The sequence below is a fragment of the Conexibacter woesei Iso977N genome, from assembly GCF_000424625.1.
Lineage (GTDB): Bacteria > Actinomycetota > Thermoleophilia > Solirubrobacterales > Solirubrobacteraceae > Baekduia > Baekduia woesei_A.
Genome location: NZ_AUKG01000006.1, coordinates 78,987 through 98,806 on the forward strand (window position 1 = coordinate 78,987; position 19,820 = coordinate 98,806).

Annotated in this window: 19 protein-coding genes; 5 read left to right on the forward strand and 14 right to left on the reverse strand. The window is 73.3% G+C overall.

Annotation, left to right across the window (positions count from 1 at the left end):
• Positions 1 to 32: 32 nt before the first annotated feature.
• Together H030_RS0127580 and H030_RS35780 are read right to left on the reverse strand one after the other, a co-directional pair.
• Positions 33 to 1,487 (reverse strand): flavin-containing monooxygenase, encoded by a 1,455-nt coding sequence (locus H030_RS0127580; protein ID WP_027008505.1) that lies wholly within the window; start codon positions 1,485 to 1,487, stop codon positions 33 to 35.
• On the reverse strand, positions 1,484 to 4,270 hold the full coding sequence (locus tag H030_RS35780) for a crotonase/enoyl-CoA hydratase family protein (RefSeq protein ID WP_035130426.1): 2,787 nt from the start codon (positions 4,268 to 4,270) through the stop codon (positions 1,484 to 1,486). Before H030_RS35780 ends, H030_RS0127580 begins: the two co-directional genes overlap by 4 nt.
• 67 nt (positions 4,271 to 4,337) lie before the next feature.
• Here H030_RS35780 and H030_RS0127590 point away from each other — a divergent pair, with 67 nt between their 5' ends.
• Positions 4,338 to 4,985: a TetR/AcrR family transcriptional regulator gene (locus H030_RS0127590; protein WP_027008506.1), complete on the forward strand. Its 648-nt coding sequence runs from the start codon at positions 4,338 to 4,340 to the stop codon at positions 4,983 to 4,985.
• Here H030_RS0127590 and H030_RS0127595 read toward each other — a convergent pair.
• Complete coding sequence (locus tag H030_RS0127595) at positions 4,982 to 7,564, reverse strand: DEAD/DEAH box helicase (RefSeq protein WP_027008507.1); 2,583 nt, start codon at positions 7,562 to 7,564, stop codon at positions 4,982 to 4,984. The two genes, H030_RS0127590 and H030_RS0127595, sit on opposite strands and share 4 nt — an antisense overlap.
• 58 nt (positions 7,565 to 7,622) lie before the next feature.
• Here H030_RS0127595 and H030_RS0127600 point away from each other — a divergent pair, with 58 nt between their 5' ends.
• The gene (locus H030_RS0127600; RefSeq protein WP_035130428.1) at positions 7,623 to 9,053 is read left to right on the forward strand and encodes an SDR family NAD(P)-dependent oxidoreductase; all 1,431 of its coding nucleotides are present in this window, start codon (positions 7,623 to 7,625) and stop codon (positions 9,051 to 9,053) included.
• Here H030_RS0127600 and hutI read toward each other — a convergent pair.
• From hutI to hutU, 4 genes are read right to left on the reverse strand one after another with little or no spacing between them, the layout of a single operon-like run.
• The gene (gene hutI / locus H030_RS0127605) at positions 9,032 to 10,261 is read right to left on the reverse strand and encodes an imidazolonepropionase (RefSeq protein ID WP_051223875.1); all 1,230 of its coding nucleotides are present in this window, start codon (positions 10,259 to 10,261) and stop codon (positions 9,032 to 9,034) included. The two genes, H030_RS0127600 and hutI, sit on opposite strands and share 22 nt — an antisense overlap.
• A gap of 8 nt (positions 10,262 to 10,269) precedes the next feature.
• Complete coding sequence (locus H030_RS0127610; protein ID WP_035130431.1) at positions 10,270 to 11,529, reverse strand: formimidoylglutamate deiminase; 1,260 nt, start codon at positions 11,527 to 11,529, stop codon at positions 10,270 to 10,272.
• The gene (gene def / locus H030_RS0127615; protein ID WP_027008511.1) at positions 11,526 to 12,104 is read right to left on the reverse strand and encodes a peptide deformylase; all 579 of its coding nucleotides are present in this window, start codon (positions 12,102 to 12,104) and stop codon (positions 11,526 to 11,528) included. The genes H030_RS0127610 and def overlap by 4 nt, the downstream gene beginning before the upstream one ends.
• On the reverse strand, positions 12,105 to 13,757 hold the full coding sequence (gene hutU / locus H030_RS0127620) for a urocanate hydratase (protein ID WP_027008512.1): 1,653 nt from the start codon (positions 13,755 to 13,757) through the stop codon (positions 12,105 to 12,107).
• Between the two features lie 79 nt (positions 13,758 to 13,836).
• Here hutU and H030_RS0127625 point away from each other — a divergent pair, with 79 nt between their 5' ends.
• Positions 13,837 to 14,604: an IclR family transcriptional regulator gene (locus H030_RS0127625; protein WP_027008513.1), complete on the forward strand. Its 768-nt coding sequence runs from the start codon at positions 13,837 to 13,839 to the stop codon at positions 14,602 to 14,604.
• Here the strand turns inward: H030_RS0127625 and H030_RS0127630 are convergent.
• Positions 14,601 to 14,906, reverse strand: coding sequence for a hypothetical protein (locus tag H030_RS0127630; RefSeq protein ID WP_027008514.1), 306 nt, complete (start codon positions 14,904 to 14,906; stop codon positions 14,601 to 14,603). The genes H030_RS0127625 and H030_RS0127630 overlap by 4 nt on opposite strands.
• Before the next feature lie 31 nt (positions 14,907 to 14,937).
• On the opposite strand from H030_RS0127630, the gene H030_RS0127635 reads away from it, so the two are divergent.
• Complete coding sequence (locus H030_RS0127635; RefSeq protein WP_155892322.1) at positions 14,938 to 15,462, forward strand: hypothetical protein; 525 nt, start codon at positions 14,938 to 14,940, stop codon at positions 15,460 to 15,462.
• Between the two features lie 7 nt (positions 15,463 to 15,469).
• Here H030_RS0127635 and H030_RS0127640 read toward each other — a convergent pair whose 3' ends face one another.
• A complete protein-coding gene (locus tag H030_RS0127640; protein WP_155892323.1) occupies positions 15,470 to 16,570 on the reverse strand; it encodes a hypothetical protein in 1,101 nt (366 codons plus the stop codon).
• A gap of 19 nt (positions 16,571 to 16,589) precedes the next feature.
• Positions 16,590 to 17,723: an alanine dehydrogenase gene (gene ald / locus H030_RS0127645; protein ID WP_027008517.1), complete on the reverse strand. Its 1,134-nt coding sequence runs from the start codon at positions 17,721 to 17,723 to the stop codon at positions 16,590 to 16,592.
• Positions 17,724 to 17,807: 84 nt separating this feature from the next.
• On the opposite strand from ald, the gene H030_RS0127650 reads away from it, so the two are divergent.
• Complete coding sequence (locus H030_RS0127650; protein WP_027008518.1) at positions 17,808 to 18,263, forward strand: Lrp/AsnC family transcriptional regulator; 456 nt, start codon at positions 17,808 to 17,810, stop codon at positions 18,261 to 18,263.
• Here H030_RS0127650 and H030_RS0127655 read toward each other — a convergent pair.
• From H030_RS0127655 to H030_RS0127670, 4 genes are read right to left on the reverse strand one after another with little or no spacing between them, the layout of a single operon-like run.
• Positions 18,260 to 18,532: a hypothetical protein gene (locus H030_RS0127655; protein ID WP_035130436.1), complete on the reverse strand. Its 273-nt coding sequence runs from the start codon at positions 18,530 to 18,532 to the stop codon at positions 18,260 to 18,262. The two genes, H030_RS0127650 and H030_RS0127655, sit on opposite strands and share 4 nt — an antisense overlap.
• 60 nt (positions 18,533 to 18,592) lie before the next feature.
• Positions 18,593 to 18,988, reverse strand: a complete 396-nt coding sequence (locus H030_RS0127660; protein WP_027008520.1) for a hypothetical protein — start codon at positions 18,986 to 18,988, stop codon at positions 18,593 to 18,595.
• Positions 18,989 to 18,991: 3 nt separating this feature from the next.
• On the reverse strand, positions 18,992 to 19,360 hold the full coding sequence (locus H030_RS38050) for a hypothetical protein (protein ID WP_051223854.1): 369 nt from the start codon (positions 19,358 to 19,360) through the stop codon (positions 18,992 to 18,994).
• A 10-nt stretch (positions 19,361 to 19,370) separates the two neighbouring features.
• Positions 19,371 to 19,796, reverse strand: coding sequence for a VOC family protein (locus tag H030_RS0127670; protein ID WP_027008521.1), 426 nt, complete (start codon positions 19,794 to 19,796; stop codon positions 19,371 to 19,373).
• Positions 19,797 to 19,820: the final 24 nt, after the last annotated feature.

Genomic DNA, 19,820 nt, shown 5'->3' on the forward strand with positions numbered 1-19,820 from the left:
TGCATCGGCGGTCCCGATGGGCGCGCAGCGGCCTAGCCGGCGGTGCCGGCCGGCTCGTAGTCGGCGGCGTCGAAGCGCGCCTGCCTGCGGTACTGGGCGCCGAGCAGCGGCCAGTTGGCGGTGATGCGGCCGTCGGCCTGGCGGTACCAGGAGGTGCAGCGGCTCCAGACGCTGCCGCGCAGCTGTTCCTGGATCCGCTCGTCGTAGGCCTGTTCGACCGCGGGCTTGACCGCCAGCGGCCGGCCGGTCGCCGCGAGGTGGGAGACGTAGTCGCCGAGGTAGGCGGCCTGGGCCTCGAGGAAGTAGATGATCGACCCGCCGCCGGTGTTGGTGTTCGGGCCGTACAACACGAACAGGTTGGGGAAGTTCGGGACGGTCATGCCGTAGTAGGCGCGCGCCCCGTCGCGCCACTGGTCCTGGAGCGCGACGCCGCCCGCGCCGGTGATCGCCATCGGCGCGAGGAAGTCCTGAACGTTGAAGCCCGTTCCCCAGATCAGCACGTCGGCCGGGTGCTCGGTCCCGTCGGCGGTGACGACGCCGCGCGGCGTGACCGCGGTCACCGGCTGGGTGACGAGCTCGACGTTCGGCGCGGCGAGCGCCGGCAGGTAGTCGTCGGAGAACAGGATCCGCCTGCAGCCGATCGCGTAGTCGGGCCAGACCCGCTCGAACAGCCCGGGCTTCGCCCTCGTCCCGCGCCTCATGTGCCGCTTCGACCACGCCCGGAGCGCCGCGGCCAGCGGCCTCGCGTAGACCCACGCGACGCTCAGGCCCTCGACGAGGCCGTACCAGGTGGCGCGCTCGGCCAGCTCGGTCGCGGGCACGCGCTCGAACAGGCGGTGGTGCCAGCGGCCGAACTCGCGGTCCGGGCGCGGGATGACGTAAGGCGCCGAGCGCTGGAAGACCGTCATACGCCCGACCCGCGGCTGGATCTGCGGGACGAACTGGACGGCGCTGGCGCCGGTCCCGATCACCGCGACGCGCTTGCCGGTGAGGTCGACGTCGTGGTCCCAGGTCGCGGAGTGGAACGCGGGGCCCGCGAACGTCTCCAGCCCCGGGAGGTCCGGGATCGAGGGCCTCGAGAGCTGGCCGACCGCGGAGACGAGCACGTCGGCGACGACCGGCTCGCCGCTGCTGACCGCGACCGTCCACCTCCCGGTCACCGCGTCGAAGTCCGCGCCGGTGACCTCGGTCCCGAAGCGCACGTGGCGCCGGATGTCATAGGTGTCGGCGACCTTGTTGATGTACTCGAGGATCGCCGGCTGGCGCGAGAAGCGGTTCGGCCAGTGCGGGTTGGGCTCGAACGAGTAGGAGTAGAACGGCGACGGGACGTCGCACGCCGCGCCCGGGTAGGTGTTCTCGCGCCAGGTGCCGCCGACGCCGTCGGCCTTCTCCAGGACGACGATGTCGTCGAAGCCGCGGCGCTTGAGCTCGATCACCGCGGCCAGGCCGCCGAAGCCGGTCCCGATGACGGCGACCGACGGGCTCATCGGCCCTGCCACACGGGCTCGCGCTTCTCGACGAACGCGCGCATGCCCTCCTGCGCGTCCTGGGAGGCCATCGCCGCGCCTGCGACCTCGGCCTGGCGCTGGAACGCCTCCTCGGTGCTCCAGTCGGGCGCCGCGGCGATGATCTGCTTGCTGGCCAGCAGCGACAGCGGCGCGTTGACCGCGATCTCGGCGGCCAGCTGCAGCGCGACGTCGAGCGCGTGGCCGGGCTCGGCGAGCCGGTTGACGAGCCCGAAGCCCGCGAGCTTCTCGGCGCTCATCGGCGCGCCGGTGAGCGCGAGCTCGGTCGCGACCGCGCGCGGCAGCCGCTGCGCGAGGCGCAGCACGCCGCCCGCCGCGGCGACGAGGCCGCGCTTGGGCTCCGGGATCCCGAACGACGAGTCGCGCGCGGCGACGATCAGGTCGGCGGTCAGCGCCAGCTCGCAGCCGCCCGCGAGCGCGTGCCCCTCGACGGCGGCGATCACGGGCTTGGCGATCGGCATCCGCGTCATCCCCAGCGGCCCGCGCCGCTCGGTGATCGGGAACTGGCCGGCGGCCGCCGCCTTCAGGTCCATGCCCGCGCAGAAGCTGCCCTCGGCGCCGGTGAGGATCGCGACGGTCACGGCCGGGTCGGCCTCGAACGCGTCGATCACGCGCTCCAGCAGCTGCGCGGTCGCGAGGTCGATCGCGTTGCGGCGGTGCGGGCGGTTGAGCGTGATGATCCGGACCGGCCCGCGGTCCTCGACGAGCACGCTCGGCGGCGGCGGGCCGGGCAGCGGCGCGGCGGCGCGCTGCGTGAAGGCGATCGTGTCGGCGCCGCTCACGTCGGCCGTCCAGCCGAGGATGTCGTGGGCGACCGCATCGGCGAGCACGTCCGGCTGGCGGCTGCGGACGAGCGCCCGGGCGCCGGTCGGCGTGATCGCGCTGATGATCGCCGCTTCGGGCTCACCGTCGCGACCGTACTGGACCGTGTAGGCCTCGACGACCGCAGGCCCGTCGTGCTCCTCGGCGACGGGGCGCGTGTGCTCCGGCGCGACGACCGGGTGCAGCGAGTGAAACGGCCGCTCCGGCGGCGTCGCGGAGTAGATCCCGATCGCGTGCTTGGTCAGGTACCAGCCCAGCGACGTCGTCAGGCCGCGGGCCTGCGGCTCGTCGCGCAGCCGCTGGACCATCGTCGCGATCGCGTGGCCGCCGTAGTTGTTGCCCGGCCCGCCCGCGAACGTCAGCCCGCCGGTCAGCGACAGCGGCCGGTCCGGGTCGCCGACCGGGAGGCCCAGCTCGGCCGCCGCGATCTGGACCGCCGCCGGGAAGCAGGAGTAGAGGTCGACGTGGTCGACCTGGTCGATCGCGACGCCCGCGTGGTCCAGCGCCGCGGCGCCGATCGTCCGGATCGCGGGCGAGGCGGCCAGCGCGCCGCGCTCGGCGACGAACCACTCGTCGTCGGCGGCGGCGCCCGCGTGCGGGAACACCCACCGCTCCTGCGGGACGCCCGCGGCCTGCGCCGCCGCGACGCTGGTGAGGATCAGGCCGCTGGCGAGGTCGACCTGGAGGTTCGCGCACATCAGCTTGCGGTACGGCGTCGAGACCATCCGGTTGGACTCCGCGACCGTTGCGAGCTGCTGCGCGGTGAAGGCCTGCGGCTGCCAGGCGTGCTCGTTGGTCGCGCCGATCTCCGAGAGGCCGGCCCACAGCTGCGCGATCGCCGCGTCGTGCTCCTCGCGCGTCGCGCCGTTGGCCGCTCGCACCGCGGACTCGATCAACGCGTACATGTAGACCGGCGCGCCGAGCCCGGCGGCGCCCTCGGCGCGGTGGTTGGCCTCGCGCTCGCTGCCGAGCACGCGGTCCGGGCGGGTGCCCGCGGGCTGCTCGGGCCAGGCGGGCGTGCCGTCGCCCGCGCGCTGGACGGCGGCCAGCGTCGCGCCGGCCTCCGCGCCGCAGACGAGCACGACCGTCGCGTCGCCGTCGGCGATCGCCTGCGCGGCCTCGTTGACCAGGAGCTGGCCGGCGTTGCCGCCGAAGCGCGCCGACTGGACGGTCTCGCGCGGCTGCGCGCCGACCCGCTCGCCGACCAGCGCTGCCATGTCGCGGTAGGGCCACGAGGCGCTGGCGACCGCGTAGACCGCGTCGGCCTGGGCGAGCAGGCCCGTGCTCCCGGAGTCCTCCTCGGCGCGCTGCAGCGCCGCCGCGGCCAGCGCGGCCGGGTCGCGCGTCGCGTCGGGCTCGCGCTGGGCGAGCTGCCCGGCGCCGACGATCACCGGCGTCGACGGGTCCAGGCGGCGCCCGGAGGCGACATGGAGGACGGCACTGCCGGACTCCCCCGCGCCCGCGCCGCCCGCGCCGCCGGCCAGCAGCGCGGCCAGCCGCTCCAGCGACTCCTGCAGCCCGTCCTCCAGGCCACGCGCGATCGACGCGCCCATCGGGCCCTTGACCGGATCGCCGCGCAGCTCCGCGCCGATCGCGATCCGCGACCCGCCGTCGCCCGCGTCCTCGACCGTCATGTCGAACACGAACGTCAGCCCCATCGGCCCCACGCCCGACAGGACCACGCCGGCGTCCTCGGCGCTCGACACCGTCCACTCGACATCGGCCGGGATCCCCATCAACATCACCTGCTGGATGAAGACCGTGCCCTCGGTGGCCGCGCCGGGCGGCGTGCCGCGCCAGCCGCCGTGCGTCGTCATCCACTCCGGGATCAGCGCGAGGTCGCCCAGCGCGGCGCGTGCGGCCGCGACCGGCGCACCGGTCTCGATCGTCGCGCGGCAGGCCTGATCGGGTTGACCGTCCATGCGGCGCGACGATACTGCAAAGACGGTTTGGGTATCACCGTCTCCGGCAGCCGTTAGACTCGGACGCGTGGCCACGACCGACCCCACGCTGGGCCCCGCGCTCGCCCGCGCGCTCGCGCACCCCGCCGCCGCGGGCGACGAGGCCGCGATCGACGACCGCATCCTCGACGCCGCGCTGGAGCTGATCAGCGCCTTCGGCGCCGGGCGCACGAGCATCGACGACATCGCCGCCCGCGCCGGCGTCGGCCGCGCCACCGTGTTCCGCCGCTTCAAGACCAAGGACGCCGTGGTCGAGCGCCTGCTCGCGCGCGAGACCCAGCGCTTCCTGGCCCAGCTGCGCGCGGCGATCGCCGCCACGAGCGACCCCGCGACCAGCGTCGTCGAGGCGTTCTTCTTCGTCGTGCGCTACTTCACGACCCACCCGCTGCTCGACCGCCTGGCCCGGATGGAGTCCCAGGCGCTGGTCGACGCGCTGCGCGCGGGCGAGCCGTCCGCGTTCGAGATCGGGACCGACTTCGTCGCGCAGCGACTGCGGTCCGGGCAGCGCCGCGGCAAGATCCCGCAGAGCGACGCCGACCTGCTCGCCGACGCGCTCGTCCGGCTGACGCTCAGCTACCTGCTGATCCCCAGCCGCCGGATCGACCTGCGCGACGACGACGAGATCCGGGCGTTCGCCCGCACGGCGCTGGCGCCGCTGGTCACGCGGCGCTCCTAGTCCGGGAACGCCGCCGACGAGAACGACATGGTGTGGATGACCGGCTCGCCCGCCGCGTCGGAGGCGTCGAGGTCGACGGTCGCCACGATCGCCCAATCGTGGTGGCCCTCGGGGTCGTCGACGATCTGCCGCGCGCTCCAGACGCGACGCCCGTCCTCCGCGTCGGCCGGATCGCGGTCGATCAGCAGCAGCCGCGGCGAGCGCGCGTCCGGGCCCGAGCCCATCGACTCGTGCTCGTCCCAGTAGGCGCCGAGCGCGTCCTCCCAGTCGCCGACGTTCATCGTCACGCGCGTCGGCGGGTCGGTCAGCGCCCCCGCCGCGGCGTCCAGCTCGGCCAGGTCACCGTAGCGGTCGCGCGCGGCCAGCGCGACCTTCTGGAACATCGCGTTGCGCACCATCACGGTGAACGCGCGCACGTTGGCGGTGATCGGCCGCGGCGGCGGCGGGCCCTCGCCCGCCTCCTGCGCGGCGACCGCCCGCGCGACGGCTTCCGGATCGGTCAAAGCCTCCCATTCATCCAAAAGGCTCGAGTCGGTCTGCCGGACCGTCTCCCCCAGCCAGTCGATGATGTCGTCCAGCTCGTCGGTCCGGATCGCCTCCGGCACGGTCTGGCGCAGCGCGCGGTAGGCGTTGCTCAAGTACCGCAGCACCAGCCCCTCGGAGCGCGCGAGCCCGTAGTAGGCGACGAACTCGGTGAACGTCCGCCCCCACTCGTACATGTCGCGCACGACCGACTTCGGCGACAGGTCGGAGTCGCGCACCCACGGGTGCGTCTCGCGGAAGATCCCGAGCGCCTCGCGCAGTGGCTCGTCGAGCGGCTTGGGGTAGGTGACCTCCTCCAGCAGCTCCATGCGCTCGTCGTACTCGATGCCCTCGGCCTTCATCTCGGCGACCGCCTCGCCGCGCGCCTTGAACGCCTGGGCGCTGAGCACCGGGAACGGGTCGTCGAGGATCGCCTCGACGACCGACAGGACGTCGTAGGCGTAGGACTCGGACTCCGGGTCGATCAGCTCGAAGGCCGAGAGCGCGAACGACGCCAGCGGCTGGTTGAGCGCGAAGTTCTCCTGCAGGTCGACGGCGAGCTGGAGCGTGCGGCCGTCGGGGTCGGGCGCGGGCAGCCACTCGATGACGCCCGCGTCGAGCAGCTCGGTCCCCAGCGCCTGGGCCTGCTCGGACAGGCGCGTGCGGCCGCGCTCGTCCTCGTGGTTGTCCTCCATCAACGCGCGCATCGTCTCGACCGGGTCGGCGGGCTGGTTGACGACGTTGAGGATCATCGCGTGGTCGACCCGCATGCGCGAGACGAGCGCCTCCGGGACCGCGTCGCGCAGGCGCTCGAACGTCTCCTCGGTCCAGCCGACCTCGCCCTCGGGCGGCTTGCGGGTCTGGACCCTGCGGCGCTTCCTGGGGTCGTCGCCGGCCTTGGCGAGCGCGCGCGTGCGCTCGATCACGTGCTCGGGCGCCTGGACGACGACGTAGCCGGACGTGTCGAACCCGGCGCGCCCGGCGCGGCCCGCGATCTGGTGGAACTCGCGCGCCTTCAGGAGGCGCTGCCGGGTCCCGTCGAACTTCGCCAGGCCGGTGAAGAGGACCGTGCGGATCGGGACGTTGATCCCGACGCCGAGCGTGTCGGTCCCGCAGATGACCTTCAACAACCCGGTCTGCGCGAGCTGCTCGACGAGGCGGCGGTAGCGCGGGAGCATCCCGGCGTGGTGGACGCCGATGCCCGCCCGGACGAGCTTGGAGAGCGTGCGGCCGAAGCCGGCGGTGAAGCGGAAGGCGCCGATCTCGCGCGCGATCGCGTCGCGCTCCTCGCGCGTGCAGAGCTTGGCGGAGAGCAGCGACTGCGCGCGCTCCAGCGCCGCGGCCTGGGTGAAGTGCACGACGTAGACCGGCGCCTGGTCGATCGAGACGAGCTCCTCGAGCTTCTCGTGCAGCGGGTCCAGCGACCAGGAGTAGGTCAGCGGGACCGGGCGCTGGGCGTCGTCGATCGTGACGGTCTCGCGTCCGGTGCGACGCGTGAGGTCGGTCGCGATCTCACGCACGTCGCCGAGCGTGGCCGACATCAGCAGGAACTGCGCCTGGGGCAGGCTCAGCAGCGGGACCTGCCAGGCCCAGCCGCGCTGGCCGTCGGCGTAGAAGTGGAACTCGTCCATCACGACCTGGCCGGCGTCGGCGCCGCTGCCCTCGCGCAGCGCGATGTTCGCGAGCACCTCGGCCGTGCAGCAGATGATCGGCGCGTTCGGGTTGACCGAGGCGTCGCCGGTCAGCATCCCCACGTTCTCGGCGCCGAAGACCGCGCACAGCGCGAAGAACTTCTCGGACACCAGGGCCTTGATCGGCGCGGTGTAGAACGTCCGGCGGTCCTGGGCGAGCGCCGCGAAGTGCGCGGCGATCGCGACCATCGACTTGCCCGAGCCGGTCGGCGTGGCGAGCACGACGTTGTTGTCGCTGAACAGCTCGATCGCCGCCTCCTCCTGATGCGGGTAGAGGCTCAGGCCCTGGGAGATGGCCCATTCGGTGAACGCGTCGAAGAGCGCGTCGGGGCTGGCGGTCTGGGGAAGCGCGTCGGCGAGGGACATCGGTCGCACGGGACGCTAGCGAGCGCGGCGCGCGCATCGCTCTACGCTGTTGCGCGACATGGATGGCATCGCCCCCGACCGCCTCGCCGACGCGCTCCGCGTCCTGGCCGAGGTCGAGCAGCTCCCCAGCGAGCACCCCGACGCGGTGGCGGTGCGCCGCGCCGTCGGCCGCCTGTTCAAGGCGGTCAAGGAGCAGCGGCGCGCCGAGCGGCGCTCGGAGGAGCGCCGCCACGACGACGCGGTGACGGCCGCGACGGCGACCGGCGCGCCGGGACGCGTGGACGACGAGACGCGCGGGCTGGCTCTGACGTCCAGCGTCGTCTCCGGCACGCGCGCGGGAACGCTGCGGCGCGCGCGGGGCTGCTACGTCTGCAAGCAGCGCTACGTCGAGGTCGACGCGTTCTACCACCAGCTCTGCCCCGACTGCGCGGCCGAGAACCATGCGCGGCGCGACGCGCGGACCGACCTGACGGGGCGCCGAGCGCTGTTGACGGGCGGGCGCGCGAAGATCGGGATGTACATCGCGTTGCGGCTGCTGCGCGACGGCGCGCACACGACGATCACGACGCGGTTCCCGAACGACGCGGTGCGGCGCTTCGCGGCGATGGAGGACAGCGGCGAGTGGCTGCACCGGCTGCGGATCGTCGGGCTCGACATGCGCGATCCCGGGCAGGTGATCGCGCTGGCCGACGACGTCGCCGCGCAGGGGCACCTGGACATCCTCATCAACAACGCGGCCCAGACCGTGAGGCGGTCGCCCGCGGCCTACGCGCACCTGGCGGCGACCGCGCAGGTGCCGTTGCCGGAGGGGCCGCTGCCGGAGATCGTGACGCTCGGGCGTGACGGGACGGCCGCTGCCGGCGGCGCTGCGCTCGGCGATGGGGACCACTGGGCGCCGACGCCGCACGCGCTCGCCGCGCTGGCGCTGACGTCCGGGTCGGACTCGCCGGAGCGGGTCGCGGCGGGGACCGCGATCGACGCGGGCGGGCTGATCCCGGACCTGCACGCGCACAACTCGTGGAGCCAGGTGGTCGGCGAGGTCGATCCGGTCGAGCTGCTCGAGGTCCAGCTCTGCAACCAGACCGCGCCGTTCATCCTGATCAGCCGGCTGCGGCCTGCGCTCGCCGCCTCGCCCGCGCGGCGGACCTACGTGGTCAACGTGTCGGCGATGGAGGGCCAGTTCGCGCGCGGCTACAAGGGTCCCGGCCACCCGCACACGAACATGGCCAAGGCGGCGCTGAACATGCTGACGCGCACGAGCGCGACCGAGCTGCTGACCGACGGGATCCTGATGACCGCCGTCGACACCGGCTGGATCACCGACGAGCGGCCGCACCCGACGAAGATGCGGCTGGCGGACGATGGCTTCCACTCGCCGCTGGACCTGGTCGACGGCGCGGCGCGTGTCTACGACCCGATCGTCCGCGGCGAGGCGGGCGAGGACCTCCACGGCGTGTTCCTGAAGGACTACAAGCCCTCGCCCTGGTAGCGGGAGTGGACGACCTCGCCGCCTGAGATCGTGGCCGCGACGAGGTCCATCCCCGGGCGGTAGACGAGGTGCGTCGGCGACGGCGCGTCGAGGACGACCGCGTCGCCGCGGGCGCCGATCCCGAGGTGGCCGAGGTCGGTGCGCTGGAGCGCTTTGGCACCCCCGGTCGTCGCGGCGGCGAGCGCCTCATCGACCGTCATGTGCATGTCGCGGACGGCGAGCGCGAGGCAGAACGCCATCGACTGCGTGTAGCTCGACCCCGGGTTGGTGTTCGTCGCGACGGCGACGTGCGCGCCGGCGTCGAGCAGGCGGCGCGCGTCCGGGTAGGGCTGGCGGGTGGAGAAGTCGGTGGCGGGCAGCAGGGTCGCCACCGTGTCACTCCCCGCGAGCGCCTCCACATCCGCATCGGTCAGGTAGGTGCAGTGATCGACCGACGCCGCACCCAGCTCGCACGCCAGCCGCACGCCCTCGCCGTAGCCAAGTTGATTGCCATGCACGCGGAGGCCGAGGCCGGCCTCGCGCCCCGCTTCGAGGACACGCCGCGACTGGTCGGCGTCGAACGCCCCCTCCTCGCAGAAGACATCGATCCACTTCGCGAACGGCGCGCATGCGGCGAGCATCTCGCCGCAGACCAGATCGACATATCCATCCGGATCCTGCTCCCACTCCTTCGGCACCAGATGCGCGCCCAGGAACGTGACGTCATCCGTCAGCGCGCTCGCGGCCTCACACAGCCGCCGCTCCCCCTCGACATCGAGCCCATAACCCGACTTGATCTCCAGATGCGTGATCCCACACCGCCACGCCTCCACCTTCCGCGCCTGCGCCAGCGCGACGAGCTCCTCGGTGCTCGCGGCCCGCGTAGCGGCAGTCGTAACACCAATGCCACCCGCCGCATACGGCGCCCCCGCCATCCGCGCCGCGAACTCCTCACCCCGGTCGCCCGCGAAGACCAGATGCGTATGCGAATCCACGAACCCCGGAACCACACACCGCCCACCGGCATCCAACCGCTCATCAGCAGCAACGCCGGACGCCCCATCGACGATCGCAGCAACCACACCATCTTCGACGACCACCGCCACATCCCGCCGCTCACCCAGCTCCGGATCCTGCGTAACGAGCAACCCGATGTTCTCGATCACCAGCGAGCGCTTCCTCGCGCCGCCGCCCCGCCTGGCCGGGCCGCGCGTCCTCGTGCGCCTCATCGGGTGGGTCATCGCGCGATCGCCTCCGTCAGCTCGCGGGCGACGTCGATGGTGGTGTGGCGGCCGTCGCGGACGACGCGGCGGCCGGCGACGACGAGCTCGCGGACGTCGGCGGCCGTCGCGCTGAAGACCAGCGCCTCCGGTGGGGTTCCGGCGGTGCGGATGGTGTCGGTTGCGACGGTCACGAAGTCGGCCAGGGCGCCGGTCGCGAGGCGGCCGCCGTCGGGCCAGCCGAGGCAGGCGTAGCCGCCGCGGGTCGCGGCGTCGAGCAGCTCGGAGGCGCGGTGATGGCCGCGGACGCCGGTCACCAGGCGTTCGTCGAGCTCGATCGCGCGCGCCTCCTCGAACAGGTCGATCACCGTGTGCGAGTCGCTGCCGACGGACAGCCGCGCGCCCGCGCCGGCGAGCCGGCGAGCCGGGCCGACGCCGTCGGCGAGGTCGCGCTCGGTCGTCGGGCAGAGGCAGATCGTCCCCACGGAAAGTCGTTCGACGTCCTCATCGGTCAGGTGGGTCGCGTGCACGGCGGTGAAGTTCTCGGCGACCGGCAGCAGCGCGGCCGGCGTCGCACCGTACCGCTCCAGGCACTCCGCGTTCTCCCGCGGCTGCTCGGAGACGTGCGCGTGCAGCGGCCGCCCGGCCGCCCACGCGCCGACGACCGCGGCCTCGTCCGGCTCGACCGCCCGGATCGAGTGGATCGCCGCGCCAACGCGCACGTTGTCATCGTCCTTCAGCCCATCGACGCGCTCGGCCCACCCGTGGACGTCCGCGTCGCGGAAGCGGTCCACCCCGCCGTGCAGGTAGCACGTGTCGAGCAGCGTGATCCGGATCCCCGCCTCGGCGGCCGCGGCGATCATCGCCCGCCCGGTCTCGTTGGGGTCGGCGTAGGGCGTGCCGTCGGGCGCGTGGTGGACGTAGTGGAACTCGCCGACGACCGTCACGCCCGCCAGCGCCATCTCGGCGAACGCGGCGCGGGCGATCGCGTGCAGCTGGTCCGGGTCCAGGCGCGTGGCCAAGGCGTACATCTGCTCGCGCCAGGTCCAGAACGAGCCGGTGCCGGTCTGCGTGTGGCCGCGCAGCGCGCGCTGGAACGCGTGCGAGTGGGCGTTCGCCAGCCCCGGGATCGTCAGGCCGCGCAGGACCTCGTCGCCGGCCTCCCTCGCCCCCGCCGCGACCCTGGCGAGCACGCCGCCATCGACGTCCAGCACAACACCGTCGGTCACCGCCCCGTCGACCCACGCCCGCTCGCACCAGTACCGCTGCGCGCTCACGATCCCACCCGCTCCACCAGCGCCTCGGCCCGCTTCACGAAGTCCGCGCGCCGGTGCGCGTCGAACTCCGCCCACGTCGAGAACGTCGCCGGGTCGCGCACGCGGTCCAGGAACATGACGCCGTCGAGGTGGTCGACCTCGTGCTGGAACGTCCCCGCGGTCAGGCCGCGGCGCTCCTCGTCGTGCGCGACGCCGTCGCGGTCCAGCCACTGCGCGCGCACCGTCACGAAGCGCTCGACGTCGCCGCGCAGGTCCGGGACCGACAGGCAGCCCTCGTTGATCGCGAAGCGCTCGTCACCGATCGGGGTGAGCACGGGGTTGACGATCACCGTCAGCGGGATCTCCGGCTTGTACGGGTAGCGCGGGTGCGGCTGCCGCACCTCGATCACCGCGACGCGGCGCGTGTCGCCGACCTGGTTGGCGGCCAGGCCCGCGCCGCCCGCGTCCCGCATCGTGTCCACCAAGTCGTCGATGAACTGCTGGAACGCGTCAGACGCCAGCTCCTCCGCCGACACCTCCCGCGCGCGCTCGCGCAGGACCGGGTGCCCGACCTGGACGATCGGCAGGACCGCCACCTAGGACTCCTGCATCGGGATCCGGACGCCGCGCTCGGCCGCGACCTCGATCGCCCGGTCGTAGCCCGCGTCGGCGTGGCGGATGACGCCCATCCCGGGGTCGTTGGTCAGCGCGCGCTCCAGCTTCTGGGCGGCGAGCTCGGTGCCGTCGGCGACGATCACGATCCCGCTGTGGATCGAGCGGCCGATGCCGACGCCGCCGCCGTGGTGGATCGACACCCACGTCGCGCCCGACGACGCCGCGGTCAGCGCGTTGAGCAGCGGCCAGTCGGCGATCGCGTCCGAGCCGTCCCTCATGCCCTCGGTCTCGCGGTAGGGCGAGGCGACCGAGCCGGAGTCGAGGTGGTCGCGGCCGATCACGATCGGCGCCTTGAGCTCGCCGTCGGCGACCATCCTGTTGAAGCGCAACGCGAGGCGGTGGCGCTCGCCGTAGCCGAGCCAGCAGATCCGGGCGGGCAGGCCCTGGAAGGCGACGTGCTCGCCGGCGGCCGCGATCCAGCGCGCGAGCGGCTCGTCGTCCGGGAACTCCTCCAGGACCGCGCGGTCGGTCGCGGCGATGTCGGCGGGATCGCCGGAGAGCGCGACCCAGCGGAACGGGCCCTTGCCCTCGGCGAACAGCGGGCGGATGTAGGCGGGGACGAAGCCGGGGTAGTCGAACGCGCGCTCGAAGCCGCCGAGCTTGGCCTCGGCGCGCAGCGAGTTGCCGTAGTCGAAGACCTCGGCGCCGGCGTCCTTGAAGCCGACCATCGCGGCGCAGTGGGCGGCCATCGAGCGGCGGGCGCGCTTGACGTACTCCTCGGGGTCCTCGGCGCGCAGGGCGTCGGCGTCGTCGGTGGTGTCGGGGACGTAGCCGTCGAGCGGGTCGTGGGCGCTGGTCTGGTCGGTGACGATGTCGGCCTCGAAGCCCATGTCGAGCAACTGCTGGAACATGGTCGCGGCGTTGCCGACGACGCCGACGGAGAGGGGGCGCCTGTCGCGCGCCGCGGCGCGACAGCGCTCGACGGCGTCGTTCAGATCGTCGGCGCGCTCGTCGAGGTAGCGCTCGTCGATGCGGCGCTTCAGGCGTTGTGCATCAACTTCGACGCACAGCGCGACGCCCTCGTTGAGCGTGACCGCCAGCGGCTGCGCGCCGCCCATGCCGCCGAGGCCGGCGGTCAGCGTGATCGTCCCGGCCAGCGTGCCGCCGAACCTGCGGCGGGCGATCTCGGCGAGGCACTCGTAGGTGCCCTGCAGGATGCCCTGGGTCCCGATGTAGATCCAGGAGCCGGCGGTCATCTGGCCGTACATGGTCAGGCCCTCGGCCTCGAGGCGGCGGAACTCGTCCCAGTTGGCCCAGTCGGGGACGAGGTTGGAGTTGGCGATCAGGACGCGCGGCGCCCATTCCGAGGTGCGGAAGACGCCGACGGGCTTGCCGGACTGCACGAGCAGCGTCTCGTCGTCGGCCAGGGTCTTGAGCGTGCGGACGATCGCGTCGAACGCCTCCCACGAGCGCGCGGCGCGGCCGGTGCCGCCGTAGACGACGAGGTCCTCCGGGCGCTCGGCGACCTCGGGGTCGAGGTTGTTCATCAACATGCGCATCGCGGCCTCCTGGGGCCAGGAGACGCAGGACAGCTCGGTCCCGCGGGGGGCGCGAACGGAGGCACGGCTGGTCATGGGCGGGATTAGATGCCTCTCGCGCGTCGTGTGCCAGCGATCCGGCGCGCTTGTGTCTGGGATCTGAGACAGTGGTCCGGTGTCGAACGTCCCCGCCGCCACGCAGACCCTGCGAGTGCTCCAGTTCCTCGCGCGCCAGGCGGCGCCGACGCCGGCGGCGACGATCGCGCGTGAGCTGGGGTTGCCGCGGTCGACGGTGTACCACCTGCTCGGGGCGATGCGCGCGGAGGGGTTCGTCGTCCACCTGCCGGAGGAGCGGCGCTACGGGCTCGGCGTGGCGGCGTTCGAGCTGGGCTCGGCCTACGCGCGGCAGGAGCCGTTGCGGTGGCTGGCGGCGCCGGCGTTGTCACGGCTCGTGGGCGCGACGGGGCACAACGGCCACTTCGCGGTGCTGCACGGGAGCGACGTCCTGTACGTGATCGAGGAGCGGGCGCCCGGGCGGCCGAGCCTGGTGACCGACGTCGGCGTCCGCCTCCCCGCGCAGTTGACGGCGAGCGGCCTGGCGATGCTCGCGGCGCTCCCGCCCGCGCAGGTCCGGGCGCTCTTCCCCTCCAGGACGACGATGGTCCTGCGCGAGGGCCGCGGCCCGCAGTCGGTGACCGAGCTGTCCCGCACCCTCGCCGAGACCCGCCGCCGCGGCCACGCCGTCGAAGACGGGTTGGTGACCGAGGGCTTCGCCTCCGTCGCCGCCGCCGTGATCGATCACGCCGGCCACCCCATCGCCGCCGTCGCCCTGACGTTCCCCGACGACGCCGCGCCGGACGACGCATCCCGCACCGACCTGGCGGACCACGTCTCCCGCGCCGCAGCCTCCATCGCCCGCGGCCTCGCCGGCCGCCGCACCTAGCGCTTCGCCTTCAGCGCGCGGCCGAGCGCCTCGGCCTGCTTGAGGAAGCGATCGATCGCCGTCGCGTTCGTCAGCTTCCACTCGCGCGGCGGGCGGCCGGGGCCGGTCGTCGTGCGGGTCGTCTCCTCGATCACGCCGAGTCCCTGCAGCCTCGCGAGGCGCTCGTGCGCGCCGCGGTGGCTCAGCTCGGTCGCGCGGCGCAGCTCGGTCTCGGTGCGCGCGCCGTCGCGGAGCTGACGGACGAGGGCGTCGGTCCCCTCCTCCGAGATCGTGGCGATGAGCTGGCGCGCGTCGTTCCTCATTCTGTCCGGACAGCGGACAATAATGAACAACGTGAGATCCGGCCAAGTCCTAGAACTTCATCCACCGGCGCCGCGCGCCCTCCAGCGGCTCCCGCATCGCGGCCGCCCGAGCGACCGGCTGGAGCGCTGGCCGGTCTCAGCTGCCAGCCGCGAGCTGCTGCGCGACGCCGCCGCCGAGCTCGGCCTGGCGGTCGGGACCGCGGGCTGCCTGCTGGCCGAGCACGGCCTGCTGCTGCAGGAGATCTGCCACGACGGCGTCGAGTGGCTCGACGCCTGCGCGTCCGCGGCGACCGTCCACACCGCGCTCGACAACGCCTCGGCGCTCTACCTCCGGTCGCTGACGACGACCGCCGAGCCCGACGACCGCGATGAGGAGCTCATCCGGCTCCCCTCCCGCCTCACGAACCTCCTGACCGCCGCCGGCGGCCCCGAGATCTTCCTCTCCGGCGACCTCGACCAGGCCCGCCGCTGGGAGCAGGCCGCCGTCCTCGACGACACGACGATGACCGAGTGGGCCTACGCCACCCTGCGCGCCGAGGCGCCGCTGGACGCCTGACGCGAGGTCAGGCGCCGCCGTCGTCCTCGGCGCGTTCTTCGTCCTCGCCGACGAGGACGCGCCAGCCGCTCTCCAGCGGCGCGAGGCCCAGCCGTTCCCGGTTGGTCTTCGCGGCGGCGGCGCGCAGCGTCAGGGTGAACATCGCGCGGCCGGTGTCCGGCAGGCACGCCCAGCGCGCCTCCTTCATCGCCCACCAGAGGTCGTGCGCGCGGATCTCCTCGTCGCCCCGCGGCGGCGTGCTCGCGTCGTGAGCACCGCAGTCGCAGTTGCGCAGCATGAAGAGCCGGCGCAGCGTGACCTCGTCCCCGACGCTCCCGAGGACCGCGCCGTGGTAGACGCCGTCGCCGAGACCATGCACCGCGCCCGCCGCCCCGCGGCTCAGCGCGAGCTGCCAGAACGGGCCCGCGCCCGCGACGACGACCGGCCTGCCCGTCGCGACGCCGAGCCCGTCGACCAGCGCCAACAGCCGCTCGACCTCGCCGGACGCCCACACGACGAAGCCATCGACGTCGACCGACGTGTAGGCATCGACCAGCTCCGCCACGTCGACACGGTCCACCCGCACGCGAACCGAGGCGTACAACTCGCGCCGAACCGCGCGCGCGTCGCCAGCGGCCGGCTCACGCAGCGCCTTCGCCCGCACATGCTCGGCGGCCAACTCCGCCAGCTCCACATCCCGGCGCGCGACGCCGTCATGCCCCGGCGTCACCAGCAGCGTCGCGCCGCGCCGGACCTGCGCATCGACATACGCCTCGGCGAAGTCCTCGCACTCGCCCGCCGACCACGCCTCCGGCGCATGCCGTTCGCCCGCGCGGACCCACTCCAGCGCCTCGAAGCTCGCCGTCCGCAGCCCATGCCCCGGCCCCAGCTGCGCCTTCCACGCCTCACCCTCGAGCAGCAGCCCGAAACCGTCCCGCCGCGCCACACCAGCGAGCGCCGCGTCGGCCTGCGCCGTCGCGACCGTCCCGACGACCTCCCGGTCGAGCGCCGGCAGCGTCACGCCGTCCCGCTCACCCGCCCACCAGATCACCGACCGCCGCCCGGACTCGTTCACGCGCGGGATCTTGATGCAGCCACCGGACGTGCGCCACCCGGAAGGGCGGCGCACGCCGAGGCCGGTGGTGCTGCTAGGCCGCGGCCGGGACCTTCGCCAGCGCCTCGGCCGGGTCGACCGCGGTGAGGCCCTGGTCGGCGGCGACGGGGGCGTAGGTGACCTCGCCGGCGGCGACGTTGAGGCCGGCCAGGAAGCCCGGGTCGGACTCCAGCGCCGCGCGGGCGCCCTGCTCGGCGAGCTTGATCACGTAGGGCATCGTCGCGTTGGTCAGCGCGAAGGTCGACGTGATCGGCACCGCGCCCGGCATGTTGGCGACGCAGTAGTGCGTGACGCCATCAACCTCGTAGGTCGGGTTCGTGTGCGTCGTCGGGTGCGACGTCTCGAAGCAGCCGCCCTGGTCGATCGACACGTCCACGAGCACCGCGTTCTTCTTCATCAACCTGAGCTGGTCGCGCGTGATGACGTGCGGCGCCTTCGCGCCGTGCACGAGCACGGCACCGACGACGAGGTCGACCTCGGGCAGCAGCTTCTCGATGTTCAAGGTGGTGGAGAACACCGTCGACGCCGCGTTGTTCAACAGGAAGTCGACGTCGCGCAGGCGGTCGATCGAGCGGTCGAAGACGTAGGTCTCGGCGCCCATGCCCAGCGCGATCTCCGCGGCGGTCAGGCCGACGACGCCCGCGCCGATGATCATGACCTTGCCCGCGGCCACGCCCGGGACGCCGCCCAGCAGCAGCCCGCGCCCACCCAGCGGCTTCTCCAACATGAACGCGCCGGCCTGCGTCGCGATCTTGCCCGCGACCTCGCTCATCGGCGCCAGCAGCGGCAGGCGGCCGTTCTTGTCCGTGACCGTCTCGTAGGCGATGCAGGTCGCGCCGGAATCGCGCAGGCCCTGCGTCAACTCGGCGTCGGGCGCGAGGTGCAGGTAGGTGAAGAGGATGTGGCGCGGCTCGAGCATCGCGACCTCGACCGGCTGCGGCTCCTTGACCTTGACGATCATGTCGCTGCCGGCGAAGACGGCCGCCGCGTCCGGGACGATCTGCGCGCCCTGCTCGGCGTACTCCTCGTCGGGGATCGCCGAGCCGATGCCGGCGTCGTGCTGGATCAGGACTTCATGGCCGCGATCGACCAGCTCACGAACGCCCGCGGGCGTGATGGCCACGCGGTACTCGTCGGTCTTGATCTCGGTGGGGACGCCAATGCGCACGGATCTCTCTCCTTCAGGAACCAGGGACTTCACGCAATACTGCGCTCCTCACACCCCGTCGCACAAGGAACTTGGGAAAGCTCCGTGGAAACCACAGGCCTCGACGCCACAGACTTCAAGATCCTCAACCTCCTTCGTGAGAACGGAAGAGCCTCGTACGCCTCGATCGGCGACGAGGTCGGCCTGAGCCCGCACGGTGCGGCCGACCGGATCCGCCGCCTCGAGCGCGCCGGCGTCATCACCGGCTTCACGATCACCGTCGCGCCGGAGGGCGTCGGCCGCGGCCTGGACGCCTTCATCGACGTCAGCCTCCAGGGCCAGACCACGCCCGAGAAGTTCGAGCTGGCGATCTCGGCCCTGCCCGCCGTGCGCGAGCTGGCGTTCGTCACCGGCCGCTTCGACTACCACGTCCGCGTCGCCTGCCGCGACGCCGACGACCTCGACCACACGATCCGCGCGATCCGCCGCGAGGCCGGCGCGGCGCAGACCGAGACGCGGATCGTCCTACGCGTGAGCGCGCCGCTGCACGCGCTGGACTAGCGCGCGCCGCGCGCCCGGTTCGTGCCCGCGTAGCCCGCCAGCTCGAACGCGAACGCCAGCGCGACCCACAACCAGCGCCCGTTGCCGAGGTGGATCACCGGCGAGTACGCCAACACGTAGATCAACGTCGTGAAGGGCAGGAAGATCAACCCCAACAACGGCAGGATCCACGGCCCGAAGGCCCGGTCGACCAGGTCCGTCGTGATCCACACGATGAACAGCGCGACACGCGGGAAGAACCCCGCGACGATCCCGAACAGGCAGGCCATGCCCCCACTCTCGCCGCCGCCGCGCCGCCCGGCATCACTCGCACCGGGTGAACCGGCGCGCTAGCCCTGCCGCGCGGCCTCGAGCTCGGCCAGCTTCGTCCGGCCGGCCTTGGTGAGCGTGAGCCCGTTGGGCCCGCGCGTCAGGAGCTTCTGCTTGTTGGTGTACGTGGTCACCGCCGACCTCACCGACGCGGGCGCCAGGCCGGTCTGCTCGACGATCTCGCCCGGCTCGGTCGCGCCGTTGCGGACCGCGCGCAGGATCGCCGACTGGTTGGCGCCGGCCGGCCGGCGCGTCGTCGCGCCGCCCGCGCGGCGCGGCCTGGCCGCCGCGCCGAGCGCGACGAGGTCCTCCTCGATCTGCGCCAGCTCCTCCAGCGGCCCCTTGACCTGCCTCTGCAGCAGCGCCCGCCGCGCCTTCAGCTTCTTGACGGTCTCGCGGACGATCGGGCTGGCCATGGCTCAGCCGGCGTCGCGCAGCGCCAGGGCGCCCAGCGCGATCGCGCTCACCGCCGCGCCCGTGACGAGCGCCGCGGTGACCTTCGGCAGGTAGCCCGCACGCGCACCCGCGAGGCCGGCCACCGCGTCGGCGGCGTCGCAGCCCAGGCCGATCAGGACCCACTGACGCCGCGCGTCGCCCTCGCTCGTGAGGATCCCGACCCCCAGCGCGGCGTCGCGCACGCCGAACAGCCGCGCGAGGTACGGCGCCTGCGGGTTGGCCTCCAGATCGAGCCCGAACGCCCTCCCCGCCAACCCCGGCGTCGCGAACGCGGATCCTCCGATCGCGAGCCGCGCGATCGCCAGTGACGTGACGAGGTTGCTCTGAGCCATGGGCGAGACCCTACTTCTGCTGGGCCTCGGCCGGCGCCATCCACATGACCTGCCAGCCGTGGCCGTCGAGATCGAAGAAGGCGCGGGTGTACATGAAGCCGTGGTCCTCGGCCTCGTCGGCCTCGGTCCCGCCCGCCGCCAGCGCGGTCGCGGCGACCGTGTCGACCTCCTCGCGCGTGCCGACGCTGAACGAGAACAGCGCCAGCGCGTGCGTCGCGGGGTCGGCGAGCGGGCGCTTGGAGAGCTCCCCAACCCGCTCGCGGGTCCCGAGCATCACCGACACCTGCTCGCCGACCAGCATGCACACGGCGTCCTCGCCGCTGAACCGCGGGTCGAACGAGAACCCGAGCTCGGCGAAGAACGCCCTGCTGCGGTCGACGTCGGCCACGGGGAGGGTCACGAACAGCTGGCGGCCGGGATGCGTATCAGTGGTCATGCGCTCAAGACCAGCCCGGCCGCC